We start from the raw sequence: 20,255 nt of genomic DNA, 5'->3' as shown, positions 1-20,255 counted from the left end.
CCGTCTTTGCATTGTTTTATTTGGCTTTTTTGTGCTGCCTTGCTATAAGGCCGCATGTCGTCGCGCCTTGATCTCAGCCTGTTTCCGGACCTTCCGCCAGAGGTTATCAAAGCCTTTGCGGCGATGCAGTTCGAGCTGTCGGTCGAGCGTGCTGCGCGTCAGCATGAGCAGGCTGTGGTGGCCGAAAAGGACGCCTTCATCGCCGAGCTGAAGGAACTGATCGAGAAGCTTGAGGGGCAGGTTCACGACTATCGGCGCACCAAGTTCGGGCCGAAATCGGAAAAGCTCGATCCGGCGCAGATGGAACTGGCGCTGGAAGACCTTGAAACGGCGATTGCCGAAACACAGGCGCGGATCGCCGCCGTCGAGAAAAAGATCGAAGCCAGCGCATCCGATCCGGAAAAGGCCGCTCCTCGCAAGGAGCGTAAGGCCCGTGCACTGCCCGAACACCTGCCGCGGGTCGAGAAGGTGATTGAGCCCGACAGTATTGTCTGCCCCTGTGGTTGCGGCAACATGGTCCGGATCGGCGAAGATCGGACGGAACGGCTCGACCGGATTCCGGCACGCTACGAGGTGATCGTCACGATCCGCCCGAAATACGCATGCCCCAAGGGTCGAACGGGCGTCGTCCAAGCCAGAGCGCCGGCGCATCTCTTGGAAGGGAGCTGGCCGACGGAAGCCCTTCTGGCTGAGATTGCCGTCTCCAAGCATTCCGAACATATGCCGCTCAACCGGCAGGCCGAAGTCATGGCGCGACACGGGGTGCCGATAGACCGCACGGTCCTGGCCGATTGGCTTGGGCGCACGGGCAGCGAAATCGCACCGGTGGTCGACCACATGGCCGAACGGCTGCTGTCGGAAAGCGCGCGGCTCTATGTCGACGAGACCACGGCTCCGGTGTTGGATCCGGGGCGCGGCAAGACGAAGACCGGTTATCTATGGGCCGTGTTGCGTGACGATCGCGGCTGGAATGGCTCCGCGCCGTCGGGCGTGGTGTTCCATTATCGACCTGGGCGTAAAGGCGAATATGCCGCTGAAATCCTCGACGGCTTCAACGGGACAATCCAGGTGGATGCCTACGGTGGTTACTCTCACCTCGCCACGTCGGACCGGATGGGTGGCGACCCCTTGAAGCTGGCTTTCTGTTGGGCGCACGGACGCAGGAAGCTGATCAAGGCCACGCCAAAGAGTGGATCGCCCATCGTCGACGAGGCGCTGGTGCGGATCGCCGCGCTCTACAAGATCGAAGACAGTATCCGGGGCTCAGATCCCAAACATCGCCGGGCAGTTCGACAGGACCTGTCCCTCCCGCTGGTGGACGAGTTCTTCACCTGGCTGGCAGCGCAAGCCAAGCGCATCTCACGCAAGTCTGACCTCGGAAAAGCCCTGGCTTATATGCTAACGCGGCAGGACGGCTTCCGGCTGTTCCTGGACGACGGCCACGTCGATATCGACTCCAACCTGGTGGAAAACGCGATCCGCCGACCCGCCATGAACCGCCGCAATGCGCTCTTTGCGGGGCACGATGAAGGGGGCCGCAATTGGGCCCGGTTTGCCAGCCTGATCGGCACTTGTAAAATGAACGGCGTTGAGCCCTACGCCTATCTGTGCGACCTCTTCACCCGCCTCGCAAACGGCCACCTCGCCAAAGACATCGACGCCCTGATGCCATGGGCTTATGCGCAACGGATCAGAGCCTCACAATGAGCTCGTCAGGTACTCTTCGGTGAGCTCATTTGACGGCCCGTAGATCAACCTCAGACCGCTGCAACTGAAAATTCGATGGGGCGTGGACGCCGCATACGTTTTTGGCATAGGTTACGTATTGATCAGTGGTGAGGATTAGAGGTATTTCGGCGTCGCTGATGAAATCAAGGCAGCCGTGGAGCTTCATGTAACGGAGCGGGTGAGCAACCTTCTTCGACTCGCGCTCGATCTCTTGGCTGTCCTTCACGAATTTCACTGGCGACTGCAGAGGGGAACGGTGGTTCCGATAAGCGCGATCAATGATCAAATCGTAATTTGTCGTCGCAATAGAATGCCAGTTGAATTCCGGTATCAACTCATGAAATGGAGCAGGAGAGAAATCAATGAAGACCTCTCGGATATAGGTCTGTAGAGGGTTCAAGCCGACTTCGGTGACGCAATATTGTCCGACAGAGGCCAATGACCGATCCTTGAGTTTGCCATTCAAGAACTTGTCGCACAGCAGGTCCCGCAACTGATTTCCGTTCGGCGGATTTATTCCCTTTGGATGCTTGGCCCCCCGCGACGCGCCTGCTCCCAAAAACAGCATAGCATCACCTGCCCGGACCGCGTCGACCAGAGCGGACGGAAGTACAGTTTGCCCCATGGTTTCCTCTGCGAATATGCTCTCATTTGAGGCATCATCCAGTCCCGTTTGCCTGGAGTCAACAACCACTGGCTTCGGTAAGCGGCTCCTGCACTAAACTGGTCGGGGGCAATTTTCGACCGACAATGTCGCCGGGTGCTACTCCTGCAACTGCCCCTGGTTCGCTCGGACCGCAAGGACAACGCCCTTTTCGGTATCGAAATCACATTCGTAGGTTACGATTGTCCATGCCCCGAAGCCGTTTTGCATCTTTATCTTGTCACCAACGTAGGTGATCAACGTGCCCGGGCCAGAAATTCTCGCTCGGGGGAATTTGGGTGAGCTGAAGCTGTCAGTCCATTCGAAATTGTTCTTGGCTAGGTGTTCGATTTGCTGAGCACATAGGTTTGTCGCTGTGCGCTGGAATTTGTTCGTCCAGCAATTAAAATCGGCTTTACAGGCGGCATTGGAGGAGCGCCCCGCCTCTGCCTCTGCTCGTCTTGCGTCCGCTTCCTTCTGCCGTTCCTCTGCCGACCACTTTGACAGAAACTCAACTCGCCGCTCGTTCCACAATTCCGCATCCGAAATGCCAGCCTTCTGGGCGTTAAATTTATCGTCTGCATCCCGAAAGCCGGCCTTTCGCGCGTCGTCGTCTAATTGAACACCGGCCACTACTAGCAGGGGAAGCGTAATGAGAGCGGCAAGCAATCCAGTCCAAAAGGCAAACTTCCGAGTTCGCCTGAATAGCAACAGAACCACCATTCCAACGCAGTAAATCATGCCTATTGCGGCTAACACGAATGCCATTTTTCACCTTCCCAGAAGATTGGCGGCTGTTATGCTGGCTCTAGCGTCACGGATCGTTGCAACGGGTTGCAACTCATTCCTTGCCATCCAGCTCGGGAAACGGTTGCCAAGGACCGGCGCATTCAGCGCCATAAGGGTTCACCTGATACAACTTGCCGCCTTCGAATGAGACAGCATAGGTCACCCGGCCCATATAGGCGCCATACTGGTTCTTTGCGAAGAAGCGAATGCAGACACCAGGAAGTCGTTTGCCGATTGGCGCGAAGACGGGGATCGTTCCTGTGATCTCGGCTTCTTTGACGGAGAACGGATCATTTAAAGCGCCGTGTACATGGTCGACAATCTGCGCGCGATAATCGCGCGGCATGCTCTGTACGGCTTTTTCCTGTTCTGCAGGCGTATACGTTGTGCAGCCGGAAAGAAGCAGCGCTGCGAAGAGCGCCACATTACGCATTATCTTCATTGAATGCCCCACATCGCAGGGCACGGAATTCACGTGTGCCCCGGCGAAGAAATATCGCAATCCTGTGGCGATCGCCAGTGGGTTTATTGCCTCCAGACGTTTTGATTTGCGTGCATGAACGCACGCGCAATTGTCGCTTGGAATTTGCGACGGATTAGGGTTGAGAAGGGGCTCTCTCAGGAGAAGCTTGCCGCCGACGCGGGCGTGGACCGGGCTTACCTTGCCAAAGTGGAGCGCCAAGCAGTCAACACGGGCGTTGACGTGCTCGATAAGCTCGCTGGTGCGCTTTTGGTGGAGGTTGCCGACCTATTCGAAGTCCCTGCCGAAGGGGCTACACCGCCGCAGATTTTGAGGGGCGGAAGAAAGCGATCCTAACAGGAGTTGTTGAGCGTTAAGCCGGTGCGCAACATCTGCTCTGTAGTGTTTTTAAGTTGGTTAAGATCACCGTCGAGGGGCATGCGCCTCTGAATTTTTGCAACTTGTTGCAATAAGTGGAACAAACAAGAAACATTCGCCTAAGCGGCTGGAATTAAAATAATAAAATCTCAAAAATGACTCTGCCTTCCTTGATCCAGGAGGGTATCGGAACTATATTATTAGTTGTACGGAGTAGCTACCGTGCGACCCCGCCCAAAGCCTGCAGCGCCTCCCTGTCCCGCGCTGTTAGGCGGGCGGCGGTGAAAGAGGTTTGGGATAGGGAAGGACAGGTTTCCAATTCATGCCAGCCGGCACAAACATAATCGCGCATGAATGCCCGCCGACATTGGCGGCAGCACAGAAGCATGTCGCGAAGCTGCGCAGCCGTATTGAGCATGCGCTTGCCGACGCGGAAGCCGCGAGAGTGGCAGGTGATGCAACGCGTTGCAAAAGTGCGCAGTACAAGGCCCGGAACTGGGCGCAGATGTTGGGCAGCAGCATGTCGGGCAAGATCGTTGCGCTCGATGCGGCATACGAAGGCGCTAGGTTCAAGAAAAATAGGCCGCAAGGCGAGGCGTTCTATGCCGCCGCCGCTGCACTAAGTCTTATTCGGCCGGGCACGGAACAAATCCATATCAAGGCTGTGAATAAAAAGCGGTATCCGGACTTTCGTCCTATTCACGCCTTCGGCCCTGCAGAGACGGCGCGGCAGCTTTTATTCGGATGGTGCGCCCAACCGTTCATGCCGGTAGAGCCGAACCAATACGCAACCCGCAACGGCGGCAGGCCGGCCGCAATCAAGCGGATGCTAGAGCTTGTTGAGAACGAAACGTTCCGTTTTGTAGCAACGCTCGATATCAAGGATTTTTACCCTAACGTGTGCAGAGACTGGCTCAAGGCCAACCTGCCAGTTGGGGTACGAGTTTCGGCCAATGTCGTGTTGGCTGAAAACAGTCATACCCGGTCAAGGTTGTCGGGGTATGGGCTAGCGAGTGCCTTTCATTGTCTCTCTAGTTGTTCACTCACGTACGCGAGCCGGCAGGGTCTTTTGCAGGGCGCCGCTTCAAGCTCCATCGTCGCTGATGCCATAGTGGCGCAAGTTCTCGGCACCCTCCATCCGACAAAGGCTATCGCCGATGTCGAGTTGGTGAACTACGCCGACAATTTTGCTCTTCTAGCGCGGACAAGGCGAGAGCTTGAAGCCGCTATTCAATCCCTGTCCGCTGCCTTCGGGCAGCACCCTGCTGGCGATATGCGTCTGACGTGCGATGGCATCAAGAGACTTTCGGACGGCTTCGTTTTCCTTGGATACCAAATCAAACGAGTGAGAGGCAAAGTCGAGGCAGTGCCGACCGGCAAAAACGTCGAAAAGTTCGCCCGAAAATTCGATCGGCTGGCCGCAAGGCAGGTTGTCGGCGAAGACGCAGGCGGAAAAGAGATGTTGCGAGCCGTAAAGGCGTGGCGCGCGGCTTTCCGCGAATGGCAGGCGGGTGATTTCTGGATTTTGGCGCGGCTACGGGCCTACGACCGGGCTTTGCCAGATGCACGGCGGGCGCTTCAATCCGTTTTCAGGAAGCTAGTAGAGCGCGACCGTCGGCAGATATCGGCGCTGCTGGCTGCGTAAGATGCGCTGCCAGTGCAACGCGTTGCAACGAATGACCGTTCATGCTGCCATGTCGTCGGTCGGGAAGTGCGCTATCCCGGCAATTTCGCGCAACGCGACTTGTGGTCTGTATCCGGCATGAAGTACGGCGACCGTCGGAGCTGGCGTCAGTACTGTAGCAGTGAGATCAGGATTGAACGACCGAGGGGTGTCGTAACCGGCGTGCGCCCAAGGATGTAATGCGCCGTTCCAGATCAGCGCCGGCTGCGACGTCGCGACAAACGTGCCGTCTGGGAGATCGCCGAGACTGGCCTCAAACGTGATCTTGCGGCCATGTCGATCGATGCGCGCCCGGTGCAGGGTCTCGTCCATCTCTGCCGCCGTTACTGGTGCTCCGAATGCAACCTGCCAGCCTTGCCGGAAACGATCATACTCGCCGCGACGGCACTCTGCACATGGTCGATGACCTGCTGCTAGGGCCGTGACTTCGTCGGCGAAGAAGAGCGGCGTGTAGCGTCCTGGCGTATCGAAGGCTACGCGATGTCCAGTCGGCGAGTGCAGGATGCAGCTAATCCAGCGTTTCAGTTTCCATTTCCGGCCTATACTGCCATCATTGTTGTGGAGATCGCCTCTGTTGCCCATAAGCGTGCCATGTGATGGAACAGCTTCGAATTCTCCAAATGGGTTGACGCGATTTCGGCGTGACCGGGGACAAAGTGCTTTATCCATGAAGGTTTTTGCAATGGTCATCGTCACCCCTTGCTTTTGCAACCCGTTGCACCGAAAACGGCTGTGTCTCGAGGTTCATATAGCCGTTTCTTCCTCGCGGATGCGCTTGGCCAGTCGCGCTAGTGTCGAAGTTGAGACGCCTGTCGCTGCGACGATGCTTGCCCAACTTTGTTTGCTCTTGAGCATTGCTGTCAGTGCGGCGTTGCGCTTCTCGTCTTCGGGGCGCCCCTTGAAGGCGCCCCGGGACTTGGCATTTTGGATGCCTTGAGCCTGGCGTCTACGACGGTCCTCGTAATCTTTGCGAGCTATAGCCGCTAGCATGTCGAGCATCATGCCGTTGATAGCATCGAGCATCCGGGAGGAGAATTCGTCTCCCTGTTGCGCTAGCTGATGTGAAGTCGGCAGGTCGAGCGCTACCACGCGTACGCGTTTCGCCGTGATCTCCGCCTTGAGCTTCGACCAGTCCTCGGTGTTGAGGCGGCTGAGGCGGTCTACTTGTTCGACCAGCAAGACGTCGCCAGGCTGGCAATCCGAGAGTAGCCGGAAAAGCTCAGGGCGCTTTAGCGTGGAACCCGTTTCATTCTCAATGTAAGTGGCAGCAATCTTTAAGCCGCGCTCGTCCGCAAAGCGGGTGAGGTCCAGCTTTGCGCGCGTGGCATCCTGCTCTTTTGTGGAGGCCCTCAGGTATGCCCGAATAAACATCGAAATAGCCTTTGCTTCGTTTTAACCACTTCTATTTATATCGCTTCGTTTTACATTGTCAAATTGATTTATCGAAGTGCGATTTAGAAACGAATTTCCCGGTGCGCTTGAAGCATACCTTTTCGAAGTATCGACTTGGTGGCGTAGATCGGCTTAGCCAACCTAAGATAATCGTGGTCGGGCTATTTTGTCTTGGTTGGCCCATTGTGTTGCTGCTGGTGACTTGGCGGCACTTCGATAGCAAGCGACGCCAGCCTGACGTTCATTGGAGAGAGAGGGGGAGACGTCGCGGCTTTTGCGGATGCAAGGCGTCTACGTTCGAGCCAGGCGAAATGCCGGCTCATTTACCGTCCGCAGAGGTTGTGTAATATTGCCCCCGCGTTATGGGTGGGGTCATACGGACGTCGACGTGGCACTATGCAGTCGGACAGGATTATGAGGGGTCGATTGAGGAAGAGGAGTTGCGTGCGCTATTCCGATCGGGAGCGGTGGAAGGCGAAACGTTCCTTTGGAAACCCGGCATGGACGGCTGGGTTCAGGCCAAGGATGTTGGGGAGTTCGCGGGTGTTTTCGTGAAGCCGCCGCCTTTGTGCGATTTCACTGAAGGCATGTAGCAATCTGCGAGACGAGGGCGGACCTGTTGTTCATGAGCTCATCAAGTTGTGCGGATGCTGCCGCTGGATAGGGGGGCGAGATTGGCCATTATTATTGAGCTAATAAAATTTCTCGGAACTTTAACGTCGACTTTGGCGGCGATAGCAGGCGCATACCTAGACGGCACAAAGACAGTCGACTCAGGGCGGCTGACGTTGAAGGGCTGGTTGGTGGTTTGTGCCGCAGGTGCGGGCCTGTTCTTGGCCGGGGCAGCTCAGGTATTTCAATTTACCGTTGACGCTGCAACGGCCGCCAAGATCAATGCGCAAAATACGAAAACAGCTCTGAGGCTTGCCGGACTTTCCTATCCGCTTGAACCAATTCAATTGGTCTTTACGGAAGAGTTTCCAATGGATCAGGAAGCGCTTCGGGACTACGTTCAGACAGCGCGTGAACTTGCCCAAAGATTTACCAGACCGAGCATCCTTTTCCTCGCGACCCCAAATTTGATGAGATTGCAAAGAGAGACGACTTACTTTTCCCTGTCTTTACTACGTTCAACATGACGCCAAATGAATTCGAGAAAATTGCCGCGACCAGTCCTCTCTATTCCGACCCTGTCACCTTCAATTTCGCGACCGATGTGAACGCCAAGAATGCGGGCAAAGACGATAAAAAAAATCCGAAGGACAATGGCGTCACTCTCACTTTTCTAGCAGGTCCAGATGACGAAAAGGGAATTTTTCTGCAGAGGCCCAGGTCAGGCCAACTTAATTACCAAGTCGAACTGAGGGCAAATTTTGGGAAAAGAGTTTTTATTCGTACGGTGCACTGCAAAAACCCTGTTCGATTAGGCAATGATATCATCGCAATAAGTGCGGTTGACCTTGTCAAAAGAAGACTGACTTGGGAGCCCGAGGGAGGGGCAGACGATCTAGAGAGGACCCTCGACAGTTTCGAGATGATCTTTTCTTATGATTTTGGCAGTGACGAAATGAACACTCATTTAGAGGGTGGCCGTATGATTGATACCCGTGGACATTCGTTCATTGAAATCAAACCGGAGCATATTGGCCTTAAGCCTCTCTTCGACAATTAATGATTGTGCTGACCTTTCCTATGGCGTTGCATCTGTTTCAATATCTCAAGAATTTAGAACAACAAAATGCCATATATGCAAGTGTTTGTCAATAATTTCAGTAAGTTATTGCAACGTGTTGCACGGCGATGCGCCTTTGTTGACCTATATAGGGACTGCTTGTGACTATTCCTTCTCGAAGGGGCCGGCGTCTAGTCCGCCACCATCTGAGAGCGCGCGAAAGTGATGGGCTGCTCTTAGCATTCTTAATGCATGTGACTTAGCCAGACGAGGTACCCGCCGGTAGCGGCTGGGCTCCAATCTGAAACTGGCATGCCTCCTTAACTCGATTGCAATCTGTTTCCAGGACAACAATCGGAAGCAGTATGCAGGGAGCGGTCTGATGAGCTGGGGCTTTGAGCGCGACAAGCGCTACAACCGACAGAATGACATTCACGGAAAGTTTGCAGGTCAGGAGCAAGGCGGCATTATCACGCCGGCTGACCACAAGGTCGTGATTGCCATAACGGGCGATCGCGGCAAACAACACGGCTACGCCGACGAACGAATGTCCGACGGTAGCTATCACTATTTCGGTGCTGGCCGAAATGGGGATATGAAGTTCAGAGACCGCAACCGACGGCTCTATGAACATAGTGCCGACGGCAAAAGCCTCCTTCTATTCAAAGAAGAGAGACGCGAACTCCGCTTCCTTGGCGAGTATGTTTGCGAAGGTTATGACGAACGCCAAGCCCCGGGTGAAAACAAAAAGATGCGTAAGGCGATCGTCTTCCATTTGCGACCGCTGGAAAACATCAATGAAGAGGTTGACACGGAAAGTGCCGCGGAGCCAGGAGTCAGTGACGAGGAGCTTGAAAAGCGAGCCTTCGCCGCCGCAAAACCTCAAGCAGGTAAGTCCGAAGGCAAAGGGAGGGCGAACATATATGAGCGAAGCAAAGATGTTCGCAATTGGGTGCTGCGCCGCGCCAAAGGCAAATGCGAATACGATGGTGCGCCGGCCCCCTTTCTCCGTGCAGACGGCGAACCGTACCTTGAACCACACCATATCTACAGGGTCAGTGACGGCGGTCCGGATGATCCGCGGACGGTGATCGCTCTTTGCCCGAACTGTCATCGACGTGCACATTCTGGTGTCGACAAGACGCCTTTTAACAAGGAACTTCTGGCAAAGATTAAGACAATTCAGCTTGATCCGAAGAAATGAACAGCCATCCCGGATTGCCGAGGCGAAAGTTGCAACTCGTTGCAGCATCGCGATGTTTTTCTTGTCGCCTATCCCGTTGCGTTTGGATTTTCTTTGCTATGCCAGAGGCCAAAAAGAAACCCGCCGAAGCGGGTCTCAAGCTGCATGACTAAAAGGGGTATCAATTGTAAGTGTCACTCCTAAAGCCTTGAAGGCGTCCTCGATCGCATCCAACTTGGTCTGATGATCAAGCCTGAAAAGTCGGTCGATCTGCTCACGGTGGCTCCAACCCAAAGCGCGTTGAAGATCGGCACGCGTCCACCCTTTTTCGCGCATTAGCATGTATATAGCGGATTTCAGGTACACCATCATTGGTACCTCGACAAAATGTCCTTTGCCGTCGGTATCCTTCATCGGGAAAGGAATATCCTCCCCGTCGGCGATGCGCGCAGCTATCGCTTCTTCAATGGCATTCCGGCCGTTACGGCATGCCTCCTCCTGAGTTTTCCCAAAGGAGACAACTTCCTCGAAATCGGGTGAAGTTACCAGCCAAACGTCACCGTCCGGCTGAAGAGCCAGTTTGTACCACGCCATATCTCATCCTCTCTTATTTTAAGCCAAGCTGTTTTTTGATTGTGTTAATCAAGCCTGGACCCAACTCTTTGTTCCCACCGTGAGTAGGAAGTTGGGATTTCTTTCCATCGCGGTAAATAGTAACATGTCCGCTCCCACCGCGATGGTTTTCAAAGGTGCAACCTTGTTTGGCGAGCCAACGCCTGAATTCGCTTGCGTTCATTATATAGCGCATTCAACAGATCTGTGGAAGTCAACACAAGTGTTGAATTCTCGTTAACTAATTGATAACAAAAGCTAAACTTGATCGATGTTCCCGTTATCTTCTGCTGTCCGGGTCTAATTTACAACCGAATGATGAGTCGCGCAAATGTTGAGCTCTACAAACGGTTGGCTACGATCGCGAGAGGAGGCAGCCTTGCTGTCGCTGCACAATGTTGCTACACATGTTGCTCGCAGATTGGTCCGTAGTAGGTTGATTTGCAAGGTCTTTTTCAAAAAATTGGGGTTTCCCTCCGGGCCCACCAATTTTCGCCTAAGTGGTCGAAGTCAAAAGTCTCCTTCATTTTCAGAGTGTTGTTAACGTCCAAGCTACGATCTGTTGCTACAGCCGACCACTCCCGCCTAACAGGCAACTAACCTTTGCACCCTTGATAATTTCGTCCAAATGCAACGCGCTTTATCATTTGCGAAGAGATCACATAGGATGATCGCATTCTCGCTTGATGGCCGGAGGGTTGGATGAATGCTGCTGGGACACCGTCGCCGTTAGACGTGACGGATCAACTTGGCCGTCTTAGACGTAGTGAGACCTTTGCCGGTTCCGACCGGTTGATTGCATTGCTGAGTTATCTGGTCGAGGAAACGCTTTCAGGGCGAGGGGAACATTTGCGGGAGGCCGTCATTGGCAATGCCGTATATCGACGCGATCCACCCTACGATCCCCGCATCGATTCGACTGTGCGCGTGGAGGCGCGGCGCCTTCGCGCCAAACTGAAGGACTATTTTATTTCCGAGGGTCGGCAGGACCTTGTCCTGATCGTAATACCCACAGGGAGCTATATTCCGCAGTTCTCGGTGAGAGAGGCCGTGAACTACGATGGCTTCGCCGAAGCTCCGTCCGAACGAGCGAAAGTCTATACGCAGGGAGCCGGCGCTTCGGTCGCCGTCATTCCATTTCGCGCCTTCGCCCTCGATTCTGCCGTGCGAGTCTTCGCCGAGGGTCTCAGCGACGAATTGATTTATCTGCTGGGATTGGAGCCCGGCGTTCGGGTTTCGGCCAGGAACATGGTCTATCCGTTCGGAGAAACACAGCGCCAGCCGGCCGCCATCGCCGCCGAGCTTGGCGTTGACGTCGTGTTACAGGGTACGGTCCGCGAGGAAGACGACCAGCTGAAGATCACGGTTGAACTTTCGGACCGCAGCGGTTTTGTTCTCCTGTCGGACCGCTTCTCCGGGCCGTCCGCGAACCGTAAGCAGTTGCAGGAACGTGTGACAGCCACTCTTCTCAGCCGCGTTCGTCTCGACAATTCGAAAATGCGGGCGCGCGCGATCAGCCCAGGTCCCGCCATTCTCGAAGCCCATGCGATGATTTACAAGGCGAGGCGCTTGCTCGACAGGCAGATGCCGTCAAGCATACGGCAAGCATTGGCGATCTTTCAGGATGTCGCGGCGTCGGTACCAGATTACGCACGTGGGTTCTCAGGGATCGCTGACTGTTTTTGCGACCTCTACCGCATTGGCGCCGTAGGGAGGGACACGGCTCTCGCGGAAGCCACCAAAGCCGCCGAACGCGCGCTTCAAATCGACGATCGTTCTGCGGAAGCCTATACCGCGCTTGCGACAATCGCCGCCTGGTTGGGAAGGGATCGCGAAAGGGCCGAGGCCTTTTTCATTCAGGCGTTGGAGGTAGGCTCAACGCCGCGCGCCGCTCGCATTTACGGCGTCTTCTTGACGATCTTGGGCCGAGGCGATGAAGCGGAAGCGTTTTTTGCGCAAGCGCGCGGGATGGAGCCATATTCAGAGCAGCAGGACATCGCTGAAACGACCAGCCGCTATCAATCCCGACATTACGATCTCATGATGGAGGCGAATGCCGATGAGGATAGTGCATCGCTCCCTGGAGAGGCTGCTTTCTATTTGGCTTTGGCACAGTACTTTGCCGGCGATCCGGCGAAGGCGGCGGCCCGCTCGATCGATTTCTCCAGGCGATTGATCGATCATCCAATGCTCGTCCATGCGCATGCGGAGTTGCAGGCCTGGTTGGGCAACCGCCAATTGGCCACTCGCGTCTTTGATAGCCCAGCCAGGAAAGGAAGCGAATATGCGCTGGCAACTCTTGCCGCCTCAATCGACGATCAGGACAGGACGATCGCACAACTCCGCCTGGCTCTGGAAAAGCGCGAACTGGCGACCGTCTGGATTCGCTCTGATGCCCGCTTCGACAGGTTCCGTGATAGCCGCGAGTTCCAGGCTCTGGTGGATGAGCTGAATGCGCAACGAGCCTCATAGCTTGTTACCGTAAGATCGTGGACGCCTCACTTTGTCTGCAGGCTAAAATAAGTCAGCCTGTTGGCTATCGATGCCGCGAAACGAAGGGAAGGCGCGTGGGGAGGCGCAATCTCAACAGTGTGAAGGACCTGGATCGCGCCTGGAACGCTCGACGCTGGGACGACTATGCCGAGTTGATAGACGACAGCGCCGTCCTTTTCATCGGACCCCACAGGCGCCCTCATGGAAAGAGCGAGCTCGTAAGGAGATCGAGAGAACTTTGCCGCGCCTTTCCGGACGCGCACCTGCATATCGATCCCTATGTCGACCTCTTTATGAGCCACGACGGGAACAAAACCTGTTCCATTGCCCGCCTCACCGCGACACGTCCCCATGGCTCCAACCCGGCCGGCGATATCGACTTGACCGTTGCGGCCGTTTCCCGATGGGAAGCGGGCAAGCTTGTCGAAGTGAGGAATTTCCTGATCGGCCACCCGATGCTGTACCGTTCTCCGCTCGCGGCGTGTTTGTCCATGGTGAGCGCAATGAATGGCCCACGGCTTTTGTGATTGACTAAAATAGGTTTCTGGCTCTCGGTCAGAACTTCTGCTTTGCCCGCTTCGGCATAAAATAGGTTCGGATATTGACGAGTGCTTCGGCGACGGCAGCAGCATCCTGGTGGGTCGCTTTCCGTTTTATCTCGCCGAGCTTGCGGAGTGGCGCGATGATATCCCCAGTGACGGCATGACCTCGAAGGACAGGCCGCCACAGCTTCGGCGCATACCCTGTTCCCAGCAAAAAGCAGAGGTCCCAATCAAATGGATCAAGGGTCTGATCATCGATCTGGGTGAACCTTGGCCGGTGGTCTTTCGGTCTCTCGGAAAGGCTTGCAGATATCCGATTATACTCTGCAACGATCGTCTGCACGGCCCGATGTTCGGTTGTTTCCATCGGCAGGTTTAGGGCATCCGGGCCGGTCAGTTCCGGGATCCATTGCCGTGGGTCGATGAACTTCGGGCCGATGATGAGGGCCGTAAGATAACCATCGAGACTGCTCATTGACCAGATAGGCGATGGCGGACGACGTCTCCTGATAAAGGCTTCGAACGCTTCGTCATCGAGCTTCGGTCGCGGCGTCATCTCCTGGCTGTTCTGTGTCATGCCGCTTGTCGCTCCTGCTGTGTCATCGCTTCGCGCTCCGCCTTCCAGGCCCAAGGCAAAAGGCTCTCCATCTCGTTGGCTTTCACTTTGCCGGAGATGATGCGCTCCAGCACATCGGCAAGCCAGACGTCGGGGTCCACGCCGTTAAGCTTTGCCGTGTTCACGAGCGATGCCAGGACCGCGAAGGTCTTGCCACCCCGCTCGTTGCCCACGAATAATGAGTTCTTTCTCGTCAAGGCCACGGATTTCATTGAACGCTCGACGACATTGGAGTCCACCTCGATCCGGCCATCCTCCAGGAAGGCTGTCAGTCCGCTCCAGTGGTTGAGCATGTAAGTGACTGCCTTGCCAAGTGCCGATTTCGACGACACCTCGTCGCTCAGTTCGGTGAGATGGACCTTCAGTTCTCTCATGATGGGAGCTGCCTCACGACGCCTGCCGCTAAGCCGGGTATCTTCATCTTCCCCTCGTAGTTTTGCTTCGATGCGATAGATTTCGGCAATCCTGGCAAGGATCGACAAGGCCTCCGAAGAGCCGGTCAGTTTGACGACATCAACGAACTTTCGCCGTGCATGGGCGAGGCAGAAGGCCAGCCGCATGGGGGCAACGTTGCTCTTGCCGCGTCGTTTGACCATGGTTTTATAGGCTTGGTATCCATCAACCTGAAGCACGCCGGCAAACGACGACAGTTGCCCCTCAACCTCGCGAGCGCTGCGGCTTTCGGCAAAAGTATAGGCCACCGCCGGTGGCGCCGGACCATTCCAGGGGCGGTCGTCAACTGCTTGCGCCCATAACTGGCAAAGCTTGGTTCGTTTGCGCCCCGGATCGAGGCGCGGAAGTGGCGTCTCGTCACAGAACACCCTTGGCTGCGAGCGGATGAAGGCGGTGAGTGCATCATAGAGAAGTTCGAGCCACCAGGCGACCCGCGTCACCCAGGCACCGAGTGTGCCGCGATCGATGATGACGCCGCAGGAGGCCAGCATCTGGGCCTGGCGATTGAGCGGGAGATGCCAGGCAAACTTCGAAACAGCGACATGCGCGGCAAACGCCGTGGTCACCATGCCACCGTCCATCACGCGCGCTGGTGCCGGCGCCTGCACAACAACGTTTTCGCAAGCCCGGCATGCATAGCGCGGCCGGATCGTCCGTTTCACCCTGACAACCGCAGGCACGATGTCGAGCGCCTCGCTGACATCAGCGCCGATGCAATGAAGTTCGAACGAACAGCAGGGACAAGTCTTGCTCTCCGGCTCGATGACCTCGTCATAACGCGGAAGGTGTTTGGGCAAGCGGCCGATATTGCGGGCTGGCGATCTCCGTGCCTGCGTTTTGTCGTCATCGACTGGCGCGACATCGTCATTGGCAGCAACGGGAATGTCGCTTAGATCGCCAAGATCGAGCATTGCCTGCGTCGGATCGAGCACCGTCATCTTCTCCGATTTCGTCCCGAAGAGTTGGCGCTCAAGGAAGGCCACGCGCGCCTTGAGGTCGGCATTCTCTTCGTTGAGCGAGAGAATGATCCGGGTCAATTGCGCAGCATCCTGGGGCAAGGGATCGGGTCGAAGCGGCATGACAGACCCTACCATATGAGCCTGAATCTTCAAGCAAAACCAATAGGATCAGCCTGCTTTTGAGGGCCTTCTCACCGCGTTTCGTTTGACCCGCGTCCAGTCAATGCCGGCCAGCAAAAGCGAGAACTCCTGGGCACTCATCTGCATCGCGCCATCGCAGATCGGCGGCCAAACGAACTTTCCGCTTTCCAACCACTTTGTTGCCAGGATCATGCCTGATCCGTCCCAGTAAATGCAGCGAAGGCGATCGAGGCGCTTGGCGCGGAATACAAACACGTCGCCACAATAGGGATCGGCCGCAAGCGCTGACGCCACCAAGGCCACAAGCCCATTCATCCCGCGCCGGAAGTCGACAGGTTGCGTCGCAACCATGATCTTCGCGCCATTTGGCGAAACTCCGATCACCGGCGCCCTCGCAACGCCGCTACCATCGCCTGCGCCAGTTCAGGCGCCACCGAGCCGATGACCGTCATGCGTGCGCCCGCAATCTCGATCTCAATTCGGCCAGCGAGAACCTCCGGGGCATTCGATGGCGAGCCTTCGTGTCGTGCGCCATCCCCAACCACTGTCACCGGCACGAACACGGCAGGTGGCAAACTGGTCTTTGCCGACCGTTGAGAGGTTAGTCCGGCTTCCCGTCGCCACACATTCAGCAAGCCGCGATTGACGCCCCAGCGCCTCGCAACAGCCGAAATGTTCACTTCAGGTTCTGCGCTCTCCGCGAGAATCCGCGCCTTCTCCTCGTCAGTCCAATTCCGCCGCTGCCGCCGACCGGTGATCATCTCGATCCGCCGATACTTTCCCTCATGCCTGGCTTCATGCATGCCTTCATCCATGACTTCAAGCATGGCATCAGCGCGATCTCCAACCATCCCGGTCCACTCCTATCAATGATAGAGCTTATCTCGCGGCCTCATTCACAAAAGAAAAGGTGGGCTGTTCGTCGCGCTCACTGTCCATGAGCTGATCTGACGTGAGACGCGAGCTCGTTTATCCGGATCTGGGCAATGCCGCCGTTAGCTGCTAGCGTCTAACAGTTACTTACGTTTTCAGCGTGAAAAACCGACGTCATGTTGCGGCGACATCCGGCCCGACCGGTTTGAAAGCAGAGATTTCGAGGGGAAATATCCGCATGCTGAGGCTCGTTCGGGCATTGATCGCTTTGGTGGCCATCGTCGCCCTTGGCGTTGTTCTCTGGTTCGCAACCAGGCCGCCGCCGCTGGTGGTCCAGGGCGAGGTTTCCGCCAACCGGATCGATCTTAGCCCACGTGTATCGGGACGTGTGGCGAAGCTCAACGCCGACGTCGGCGATAACGTGGCGGCAGGCGCGGTGATCGCCGAACTGGATAGCCCGCAATTGATAGCGAGCCTCCAGATGGCGAAGGCTGCGCTCGCCGTGGCCGAGGCCGATCTTGTTCGCGTCAACAGTACACGACCGGAAACCATCGCGGCCCGCAAGGCCGAACTGGCCGCCGCCGATGCCGATGTTACGCTTTACCAGGAAAATGCCGCCCGCCAGGCCAAATTGATCAGTTCGGGATCATCGACGCAGTCGATGGTCGATGAGGCGACACGCAATCTCGAAGGATCAATCCGCAAACGGGAATCCGCGCAGGCCGCTCTCGACCTCGCCGTCGCCGGATCGAGCAAGGAAGAAAAGGCGCTTGCCGCGACCCAAGTCGAGCAGGCCAAGGCATCACTAGCGCAGACGCAAACGGATGTCGGCGAACTGACTATCCGGGCGCCGATCGATGCACAGGTGACGACGCGCGTGGCTGAACTCGGCGAGAATTTTAGCGCCGGCGCGCCGCTGTATTCGCTGATCGACATCAACCATCCCTGGTTCACGTTCAACCTGCGCGAAGATCTCATCAAGGGTCTCGCGATCGGTGATCGGTTCGATGTGACGGTCCCGGCTCTCGACAACAGCAAGATCGAGGTGCAGGTGACTGTGATCAACGTACAGGGGCAGTACGCCACGTGGCGGGCAACCCGGGCGACGGGCGACTTCGATTTGCGCACATTCGAGGTTCGTGCCGAGCCGACCAGTCCGATCAAGGGGCTGCGACCCGGCATGAGCGCAATCGCACGCTGGCCTAAGGCGAGGTCGTAACGTGCTCGGGAAAGGAAGGATCAGGTACGGGTTCGCCCTCGTCTTCAGGCGGGAAATCGATCATTTTTGGCGTCGTCCCTTCCTACTCTTTCTGTCCACGCTGCTGCCGTTGCTGTTGATGGGTCTGCTGGCAACCGTCTTCAACGAAGGTTTGGCAACGCGCTTGTCGATCGCCGTCCTCGATCTGGATGATTCGGATTTATCGCGGACCATCATCCGGACGGTGGACGCCACGCCTGATACGGCTGTAGCTGTCAGAGTGGCCGATCTGGCCGAGGGACGACAGCTCATCTTGTCGGGTAAGGTGCATGGCCTGCTGTTTCTTCCTCGCAATCTAGAGCGCGATACTCTGAGCGGCCGACGACCGGAAGTCGTCTTCTTCTATAACACCCAGACCCTGACGCCCGGAAACCTGACGCTTCGGGGCGTCAGCGCGGCCGTGCCGAGCGTCGCCGCCGGGATCAGGCTGGCGTTGCGAACCGAGAAGGGCGAGCCGGTCGATATCGCTGAGGCGGATCTGCAGCCCATTCCTGTCCAAATCCACCCACTGTTCAATCCGACCCTGAACTACGCCCATTTCCTTCTTGCGGCATTGATGCCCTCTGTCCTGCAGGTCGCGATCATCACGACAATGGCCTATAGTGTGGGTCTTGACGTTGACAGGCCGCACCGATTGCGCGTGCTGCGCAGGCTCGGAGGTGGTCTGTGGCCGGCACTATTCGGGAAGATCTTGCCCTACACGGTTCTGTTTCTCTTCGTGCTCGGTCTTTCCGATATCGTGCTCTTCGCGGTTCTGGAAGCGCCGCTACGCGGCGACCGGCTGCTGCTGGTTTGCGGGGCGATCCTGTTCGTGCTGGCCTGCCAGCTTATCGGAACGCTTCTCGCTCTGATCCTTCGCCCCACGGCAAGCGCAATCAGCATCGGCGCACTCTTTGCCGCTCCCGCTTTCGGCTTCATGGGTATCGGCTTTCCCAGGTTGGGGATGAATGTCTTCGCCTATTACTGGGGGCAATTGCTACCGGGAACCTGGTATCTCATGGTGCGCGTGGATCAGACGGTCCGCGGAACGCCCTTTGATTTGTCGCTGAGGCCGCTCGCCAGCCTTCTCGCATTGACGATAGCGCTCGCCATCTTTGTCTTCCTTCGGCTGGAAAAGATCCGGGCTCGTACGGACCGAGAAAACGCAAACCGGTTCGGAAGGGAAGCCTCGGCATGACCGGAGCCTTCAGGGTCTATCGTATCGAATTGGAACGTATCTTCACCCTGCGGCCCGCTTTTGCGGTGCTGGTGATCGCCGTCCTTATCTATTCGGTATTCTACCCCCAACCGTATAGAAACGAGGCCCTGCGCGACGTCCCCATCGCCTTGGTCGATCAAGACGACACCGACAGCAGTCGGCAGCTTGCCCGCCGGCTGGATGCTTCCTCGGATATTGCTATCGCCGCCACCTTGCCGGACGAGGTTTCAGCGGAGCGGGAGATCTTCGCCAGGAACCTTTACGGGCTTGTCATCATACCGAAATATTTCGAGCGGGACCTGCTGCACGGTCGCGCGTCGCCGATCGCCCTTTATGCGGATGCGAGCTATTTCCTGATCTACCAGCGCATATCGGGGGCTGTGACGGCGGTCGCCCGGACGATGGGGGCGGAGGTGGAGACGGCCCGTCTGATTGCAGCTCACGTAGATCCCGCCATCGCGGCGGCTGTTCCGGATCCCTTGCCCCTCACTGCCGTGACCCTTTTCAATCCGCAGGGGGGATATGCCACCTACATACTTCCTGCAGCCTTTGTCCTGATTCTGCAGCAGACTTTGCTGATCGGCGTCGGCTTGCTCGGAACCCACGCCAATCCCAAATTGGAAGAGCTCTCGCCCGCACAGGCAGGTCCCTATGACAGGGTCCTCGGAAAACTGCTGGCCTATATGACGCTTCAGCTATTCGCGGTATCCTTTTACCTGATCGCCCTGCCGTATCTTTACGGGCTGCCAAGGCTCGGATCACCAATGGCGATAGCGGCCCTCGCCATCCCGTTCGTCATCGCAGTATCATCTCTTGGAATGGTCATTGCACGACTAGTGAGGAACCCATTGGCGGTTCAGCTCCTCACGGCGGCAGTCGGAATACCATTTCTGTTCTTGGCGGGTTTTTCATGGCCGTCAGAAGCAATCCCGGCTTGGCTGAAGGCGGCGGCACTTGCGCTCCCGAGCACCTCCGCGATCAACGGACTGGTCGCGGTTGCGCAATTGGGAGCAACCGTTGCCGACGTGCGCCAGCAATTTCTCACGTTGTCGGCATTAGCTGGCGTTTATACCGTGTTCGCCTTTTTCCTAGAACCTCGCGGATATGTTACGCGCAAGGCGATTTTGGCTCGCTGATATCGCCACAAACCAAGGTCAGCTCAAATTTTCGTATATTCTGGC

At 56.6% G+C, this 20,255-nt stretch carries 23 protein-coding genes; 12 read left to right on the top strand and 11 right to left on the bottom strand.

Annotated elements, in window-relative coordinates; genetic code table 11:
* Positions 1 to 54 precede the first annotated feature (54 nt).
* Positions 55 to 1,707: an IS66 family transposase gene (gene tnpC, locus CCGE525_RS13425; RefSeq protein ID WP_120702553.1), complete on the top strand. Its 1,653-nt coding sequence runs from the start codon at positions 55 to 57 to the stop codon at positions 1,705 to 1,707.
* Between the two features lie 25 nt (positions 1,708 to 1,732).
* On the opposite strand, the gene CCGE525_RS13420 is transcribed toward tnpC (CCGE525_RS13425), so the two are convergent.
* From CCGE525_RS13420 to CCGE525_RS13410, 3 genes are all read right to left on the bottom strand, one after another.
* Positions 1,733 to 2,353 (bottom strand): SIR2 family protein, encoded by a 621-nt coding sequence (locus CCGE525_RS13420; protein ID WP_120704697.1) that lies wholly within the window; start codon positions 2,351 to 2,353, stop codon positions 1,733 to 1,735.
* 138 nt (positions 2,354 to 2,491) lie between these two features.
* Positions 2,492 to 3,139, bottom strand: a complete 648-nt coding sequence (locus tag CCGE525_RS13415) for a hypothetical protein (protein WP_120704696.1) — start codon at positions 3,137 to 3,139, stop codon at positions 2,492 to 2,494.
* A 73-nt stretch (positions 3,140 to 3,212) separates the two neighbouring features.
* Entirely contained in the window at positions 3,213 to 3,842 is a 630-nt protein-coding gene (locus tag CCGE525_RS13410; RefSeq protein ID WP_245472194.1) for a hypothetical protein, read from the bottom strand.
* Between CCGE525_RS13410 and CCGE525_RS13405 the strand changes: the two genes are divergently transcribed.
* Together CCGE525_RS13405 and CCGE525_RS13400 are read left to right on the top strand one after the other, a co-directional pair.
* Positions 3,747 to 3,977 (top strand): helix-turn-helix domain-containing protein, encoded by a 231-nt coding sequence (locus CCGE525_RS13405; protein WP_245472152.1) that lies wholly within the window; start codon positions 3,747 to 3,749, stop codon positions 3,975 to 3,977. The two genes, CCGE525_RS13410 and CCGE525_RS13405, sit on opposite strands and share 96 nt — an antisense overlap.
* Before the next feature lie 343 nt (positions 3,978 to 4,320).
* Complete coding sequence (locus tag CCGE525_RS13400; RefSeq protein WP_120704693.1) at positions 4,321 to 5,643, top strand: RNA-dependent RNA polymerase family protein; 1,323 nt, start codon at positions 4,321 to 4,323, stop codon at positions 5,641 to 5,643.
* Between the two features lie 39 nt (positions 5,644 to 5,682).
* Here the strand turns inward: CCGE525_RS13400 and CCGE525_RS13395 are convergent, their stop codons facing one another.
* Complete coding sequence (locus CCGE525_RS13395; protein WP_205587392.1) at positions 5,683 to 6,372, bottom strand: hypothetical protein; 690 nt, start codon at positions 6,370 to 6,372, stop codon at positions 5,683 to 5,685.
* Positions 6,373 to 6,426: 54 nt separating this feature from the next.
* Positions 6,427 to 7,053, bottom strand: a complete 627-nt coding sequence (locus tag CCGE525_RS13390) for a recombinase family protein (protein WP_120704692.1) — start codon at positions 7,051 to 7,053, stop codon at positions 6,427 to 6,429.
* 383 nt (positions 7,054 to 7,436) lie between these two features.
* Between CCGE525_RS13390 and CCGE525_RS39835 the strand changes: the two genes are divergently transcribed.
* From CCGE525_RS39835 to CCGE525_RS13370, 4 genes are all read left to right on the top strand, one after another.
* Positions 7,437 to 7,667, top strand: coding sequence for a DUF4339 domain-containing protein (locus CCGE525_RS39835; RefSeq protein ID WP_120704691.1), 231 nt, complete (start codon positions 7,437 to 7,439; stop codon positions 7,665 to 7,667).
* Positions 7,668 to 7,748: 81 nt separating this feature from the next.
* Positions 7,749 to 8,213 (top strand): hypothetical protein, encoded by a 465-nt coding sequence (locus CCGE525_RS13380; protein ID WP_162950166.1) that lies wholly within the window; start codon positions 7,749 to 7,751, stop codon positions 8,211 to 8,213.
* Positions 8,210 to 8,746 carry a hypothetical protein gene (locus tag CCGE525_RS13375; protein ID WP_120704689.1) on the top strand — a complete coding sequence of 179 codons (537 nt, stop codon included), beginning with the start codon at positions 8,210 to 8,212 and terminating at the stop codon, positions 8,744 to 8,746. The genes CCGE525_RS13380 and CCGE525_RS13375 overlap by 4 nt, the downstream gene beginning before the upstream one ends.
* A 382-nt stretch (positions 8,747 to 9,128) precedes the next feature.
* Complete coding sequence (locus CCGE525_RS13370; RefSeq protein ID WP_120704688.1) at positions 9,129 to 9,950, top strand: HNH endonuclease; 822 nt, start codon at positions 9,129 to 9,131, stop codon at positions 9,948 to 9,950.
* Positions 9,951 to 10,085: 135 nt separating this feature from the next.
* Here the strand turns inward: CCGE525_RS13370 and CCGE525_RS13365 are convergent, their stop codons facing one another.
* Both CCGE525_RS13365 and CCGE525_RS13360 read right to left on the bottom strand, forming a co-directional pair.
* Positions 10,086 to 10,523, bottom strand: coding sequence for a type II toxin-antitoxin system HicB family antitoxin (locus CCGE525_RS13365; protein WP_120704687.1), 438 nt, complete (start codon positions 10,521 to 10,523; stop codon positions 10,086 to 10,088).
* A gap of 13 nt (positions 10,524 to 10,536) precedes the next feature.
* The gene (locus tag CCGE525_RS13360) at positions 10,537 to 10,725 is read right to left on the bottom strand and encodes a type II toxin-antitoxin system HicA family toxin (RefSeq protein WP_120704686.1); all 189 of its coding nucleotides are present in this window, start codon (positions 10,723 to 10,725) and stop codon (positions 10,537 to 10,539) included.
* Positions 10,726 to 11,243: 518 nt separating this feature from the next.
* On the opposite strand from CCGE525_RS13360, the gene CCGE525_RS13355 reads away from it, so the two are divergent.
* Both CCGE525_RS13355 and CCGE525_RS13350 read left to right on the top strand, forming a co-directional pair.
* A complete protein-coding gene (locus CCGE525_RS13355; RefSeq protein WP_162950165.1) occupies positions 11,244 to 13,013 on the top strand; it encodes a hypothetical protein in 1,770 nt (589 codons plus the stop codon).
* 95 nt (positions 13,014 to 13,108) lie between these two features.
* Positions 13,109 to 13,561: a nuclear transport factor 2 family protein gene (locus CCGE525_RS13350; protein WP_162950164.1), complete on the top strand. Its 453-nt coding sequence runs from the start codon at positions 13,109 to 13,111 to the stop codon at positions 13,559 to 13,561.
* A gap of 28 nt (positions 13,562 to 13,589) precedes the next feature.
* Here the strand turns inward: CCGE525_RS13350 and CCGE525_RS13345 are convergent, their stop codons facing one another.
* The 4 genes from CCGE525_RS13345 to tnpA are packed head-to-tail and all read right to left on the bottom strand — an operon-like array spanning position 13,590 to position 16,596.
* Positions 13,590 to 14,153 (bottom strand): UPF0149 family protein, encoded by a 564-nt coding sequence (locus tag CCGE525_RS13345; RefSeq protein WP_120702909.1) that lies wholly within the window; start codon positions 14,151 to 14,153, stop codon positions 13,590 to 13,592.
* Positions 14,150 to 15,724, bottom strand: coding sequence for an IS66 family transposase (gene tnpC, locus CCGE525_RS13340; RefSeq protein ID WP_120702910.1), 1,575 nt, complete (start codon positions 15,722 to 15,724; stop codon positions 14,150 to 14,152). The genes CCGE525_RS13345 and tnpC (CCGE525_RS13340) overlap by 4 nt, the downstream gene beginning before the upstream one ends.
* Positions 15,725 to 15,772: 48 nt before the next feature.
* Positions 15,773 to 16,129 carry an IS66 family insertion sequence element accessory protein TnpB gene (gene tnpB, locus CCGE525_RS13335; RefSeq protein ID WP_120702911.1) on the bottom strand — a complete coding sequence of 119 codons (357 nt, stop codon included), beginning with the start codon at positions 16,127 to 16,129 and terminating at the stop codon, positions 15,773 to 15,775.
* Complete coding sequence (tnpA, locus tag CCGE525_RS13330) at positions 16,126 to 16,596, bottom strand: IS66-like element accessory protein TnpA (RefSeq protein ID WP_120702912.1); 471 nt, start codon at positions 16,594 to 16,596, stop codon at positions 16,126 to 16,128. Before tnpA ends, tnpB begins: the two co-directional genes overlap by 4 nt.
* A 260-nt stretch (positions 16,597 to 16,856) precedes the next feature.
* Here tnpA and CCGE525_RS13325 point away from each other — a divergent pair, with 260 nt between their 5' ends.
* Genes CCGE525_RS13325 through CCGE525_RS13315 form a run of 3 tightly spaced genes read left to right on the top strand, consistent with a single transcriptional unit; the run spans position 16,857 to position 20,210 of the window.
* Complete coding sequence (locus tag CCGE525_RS13325; RefSeq protein WP_245472013.1) at positions 16,857 to 17,837, top strand: HlyD family secretion protein; 981 nt, start codon at positions 16,857 to 16,859, stop codon at positions 17,835 to 17,837.
* Between the two features lies 1 nt (position 17,838).
* On the top strand, positions 17,839 to 19,053 hold the full coding sequence (locus CCGE525_RS13320) for an ABC transporter permease (protein ID WP_120704683.1): 1,215 nt from the start codon (positions 17,839 to 17,841) through the stop codon (positions 19,051 to 19,053).
* On the top strand, positions 19,050 to 20,210 hold the full coding sequence (locus CCGE525_RS13315; RefSeq protein WP_120704682.1) for an ABC transporter permease: 1,161 nt from the start codon (positions 19,050 to 19,052) through the stop codon (positions 20,208 to 20,210). Before CCGE525_RS13320 ends, CCGE525_RS13315 begins: the two co-directional genes overlap by 4 nt.
* Positions 20,211 to 20,255: the final 45 nt, after the last annotated feature.

This window comes from Rhizobium jaguaris, from assembly GCF_003627755.1.
Classification (GTDB): Bacteria; Pseudomonadota; Alphaproteobacteria; order Rhizobiales; family Rhizobiaceae; genus Rhizobium; species Rhizobium jaguaris.
Note: the sequence above shows the minus strand (reverse complement) of the source record. Positions and strands in the feature narration are given on the sequence as shown.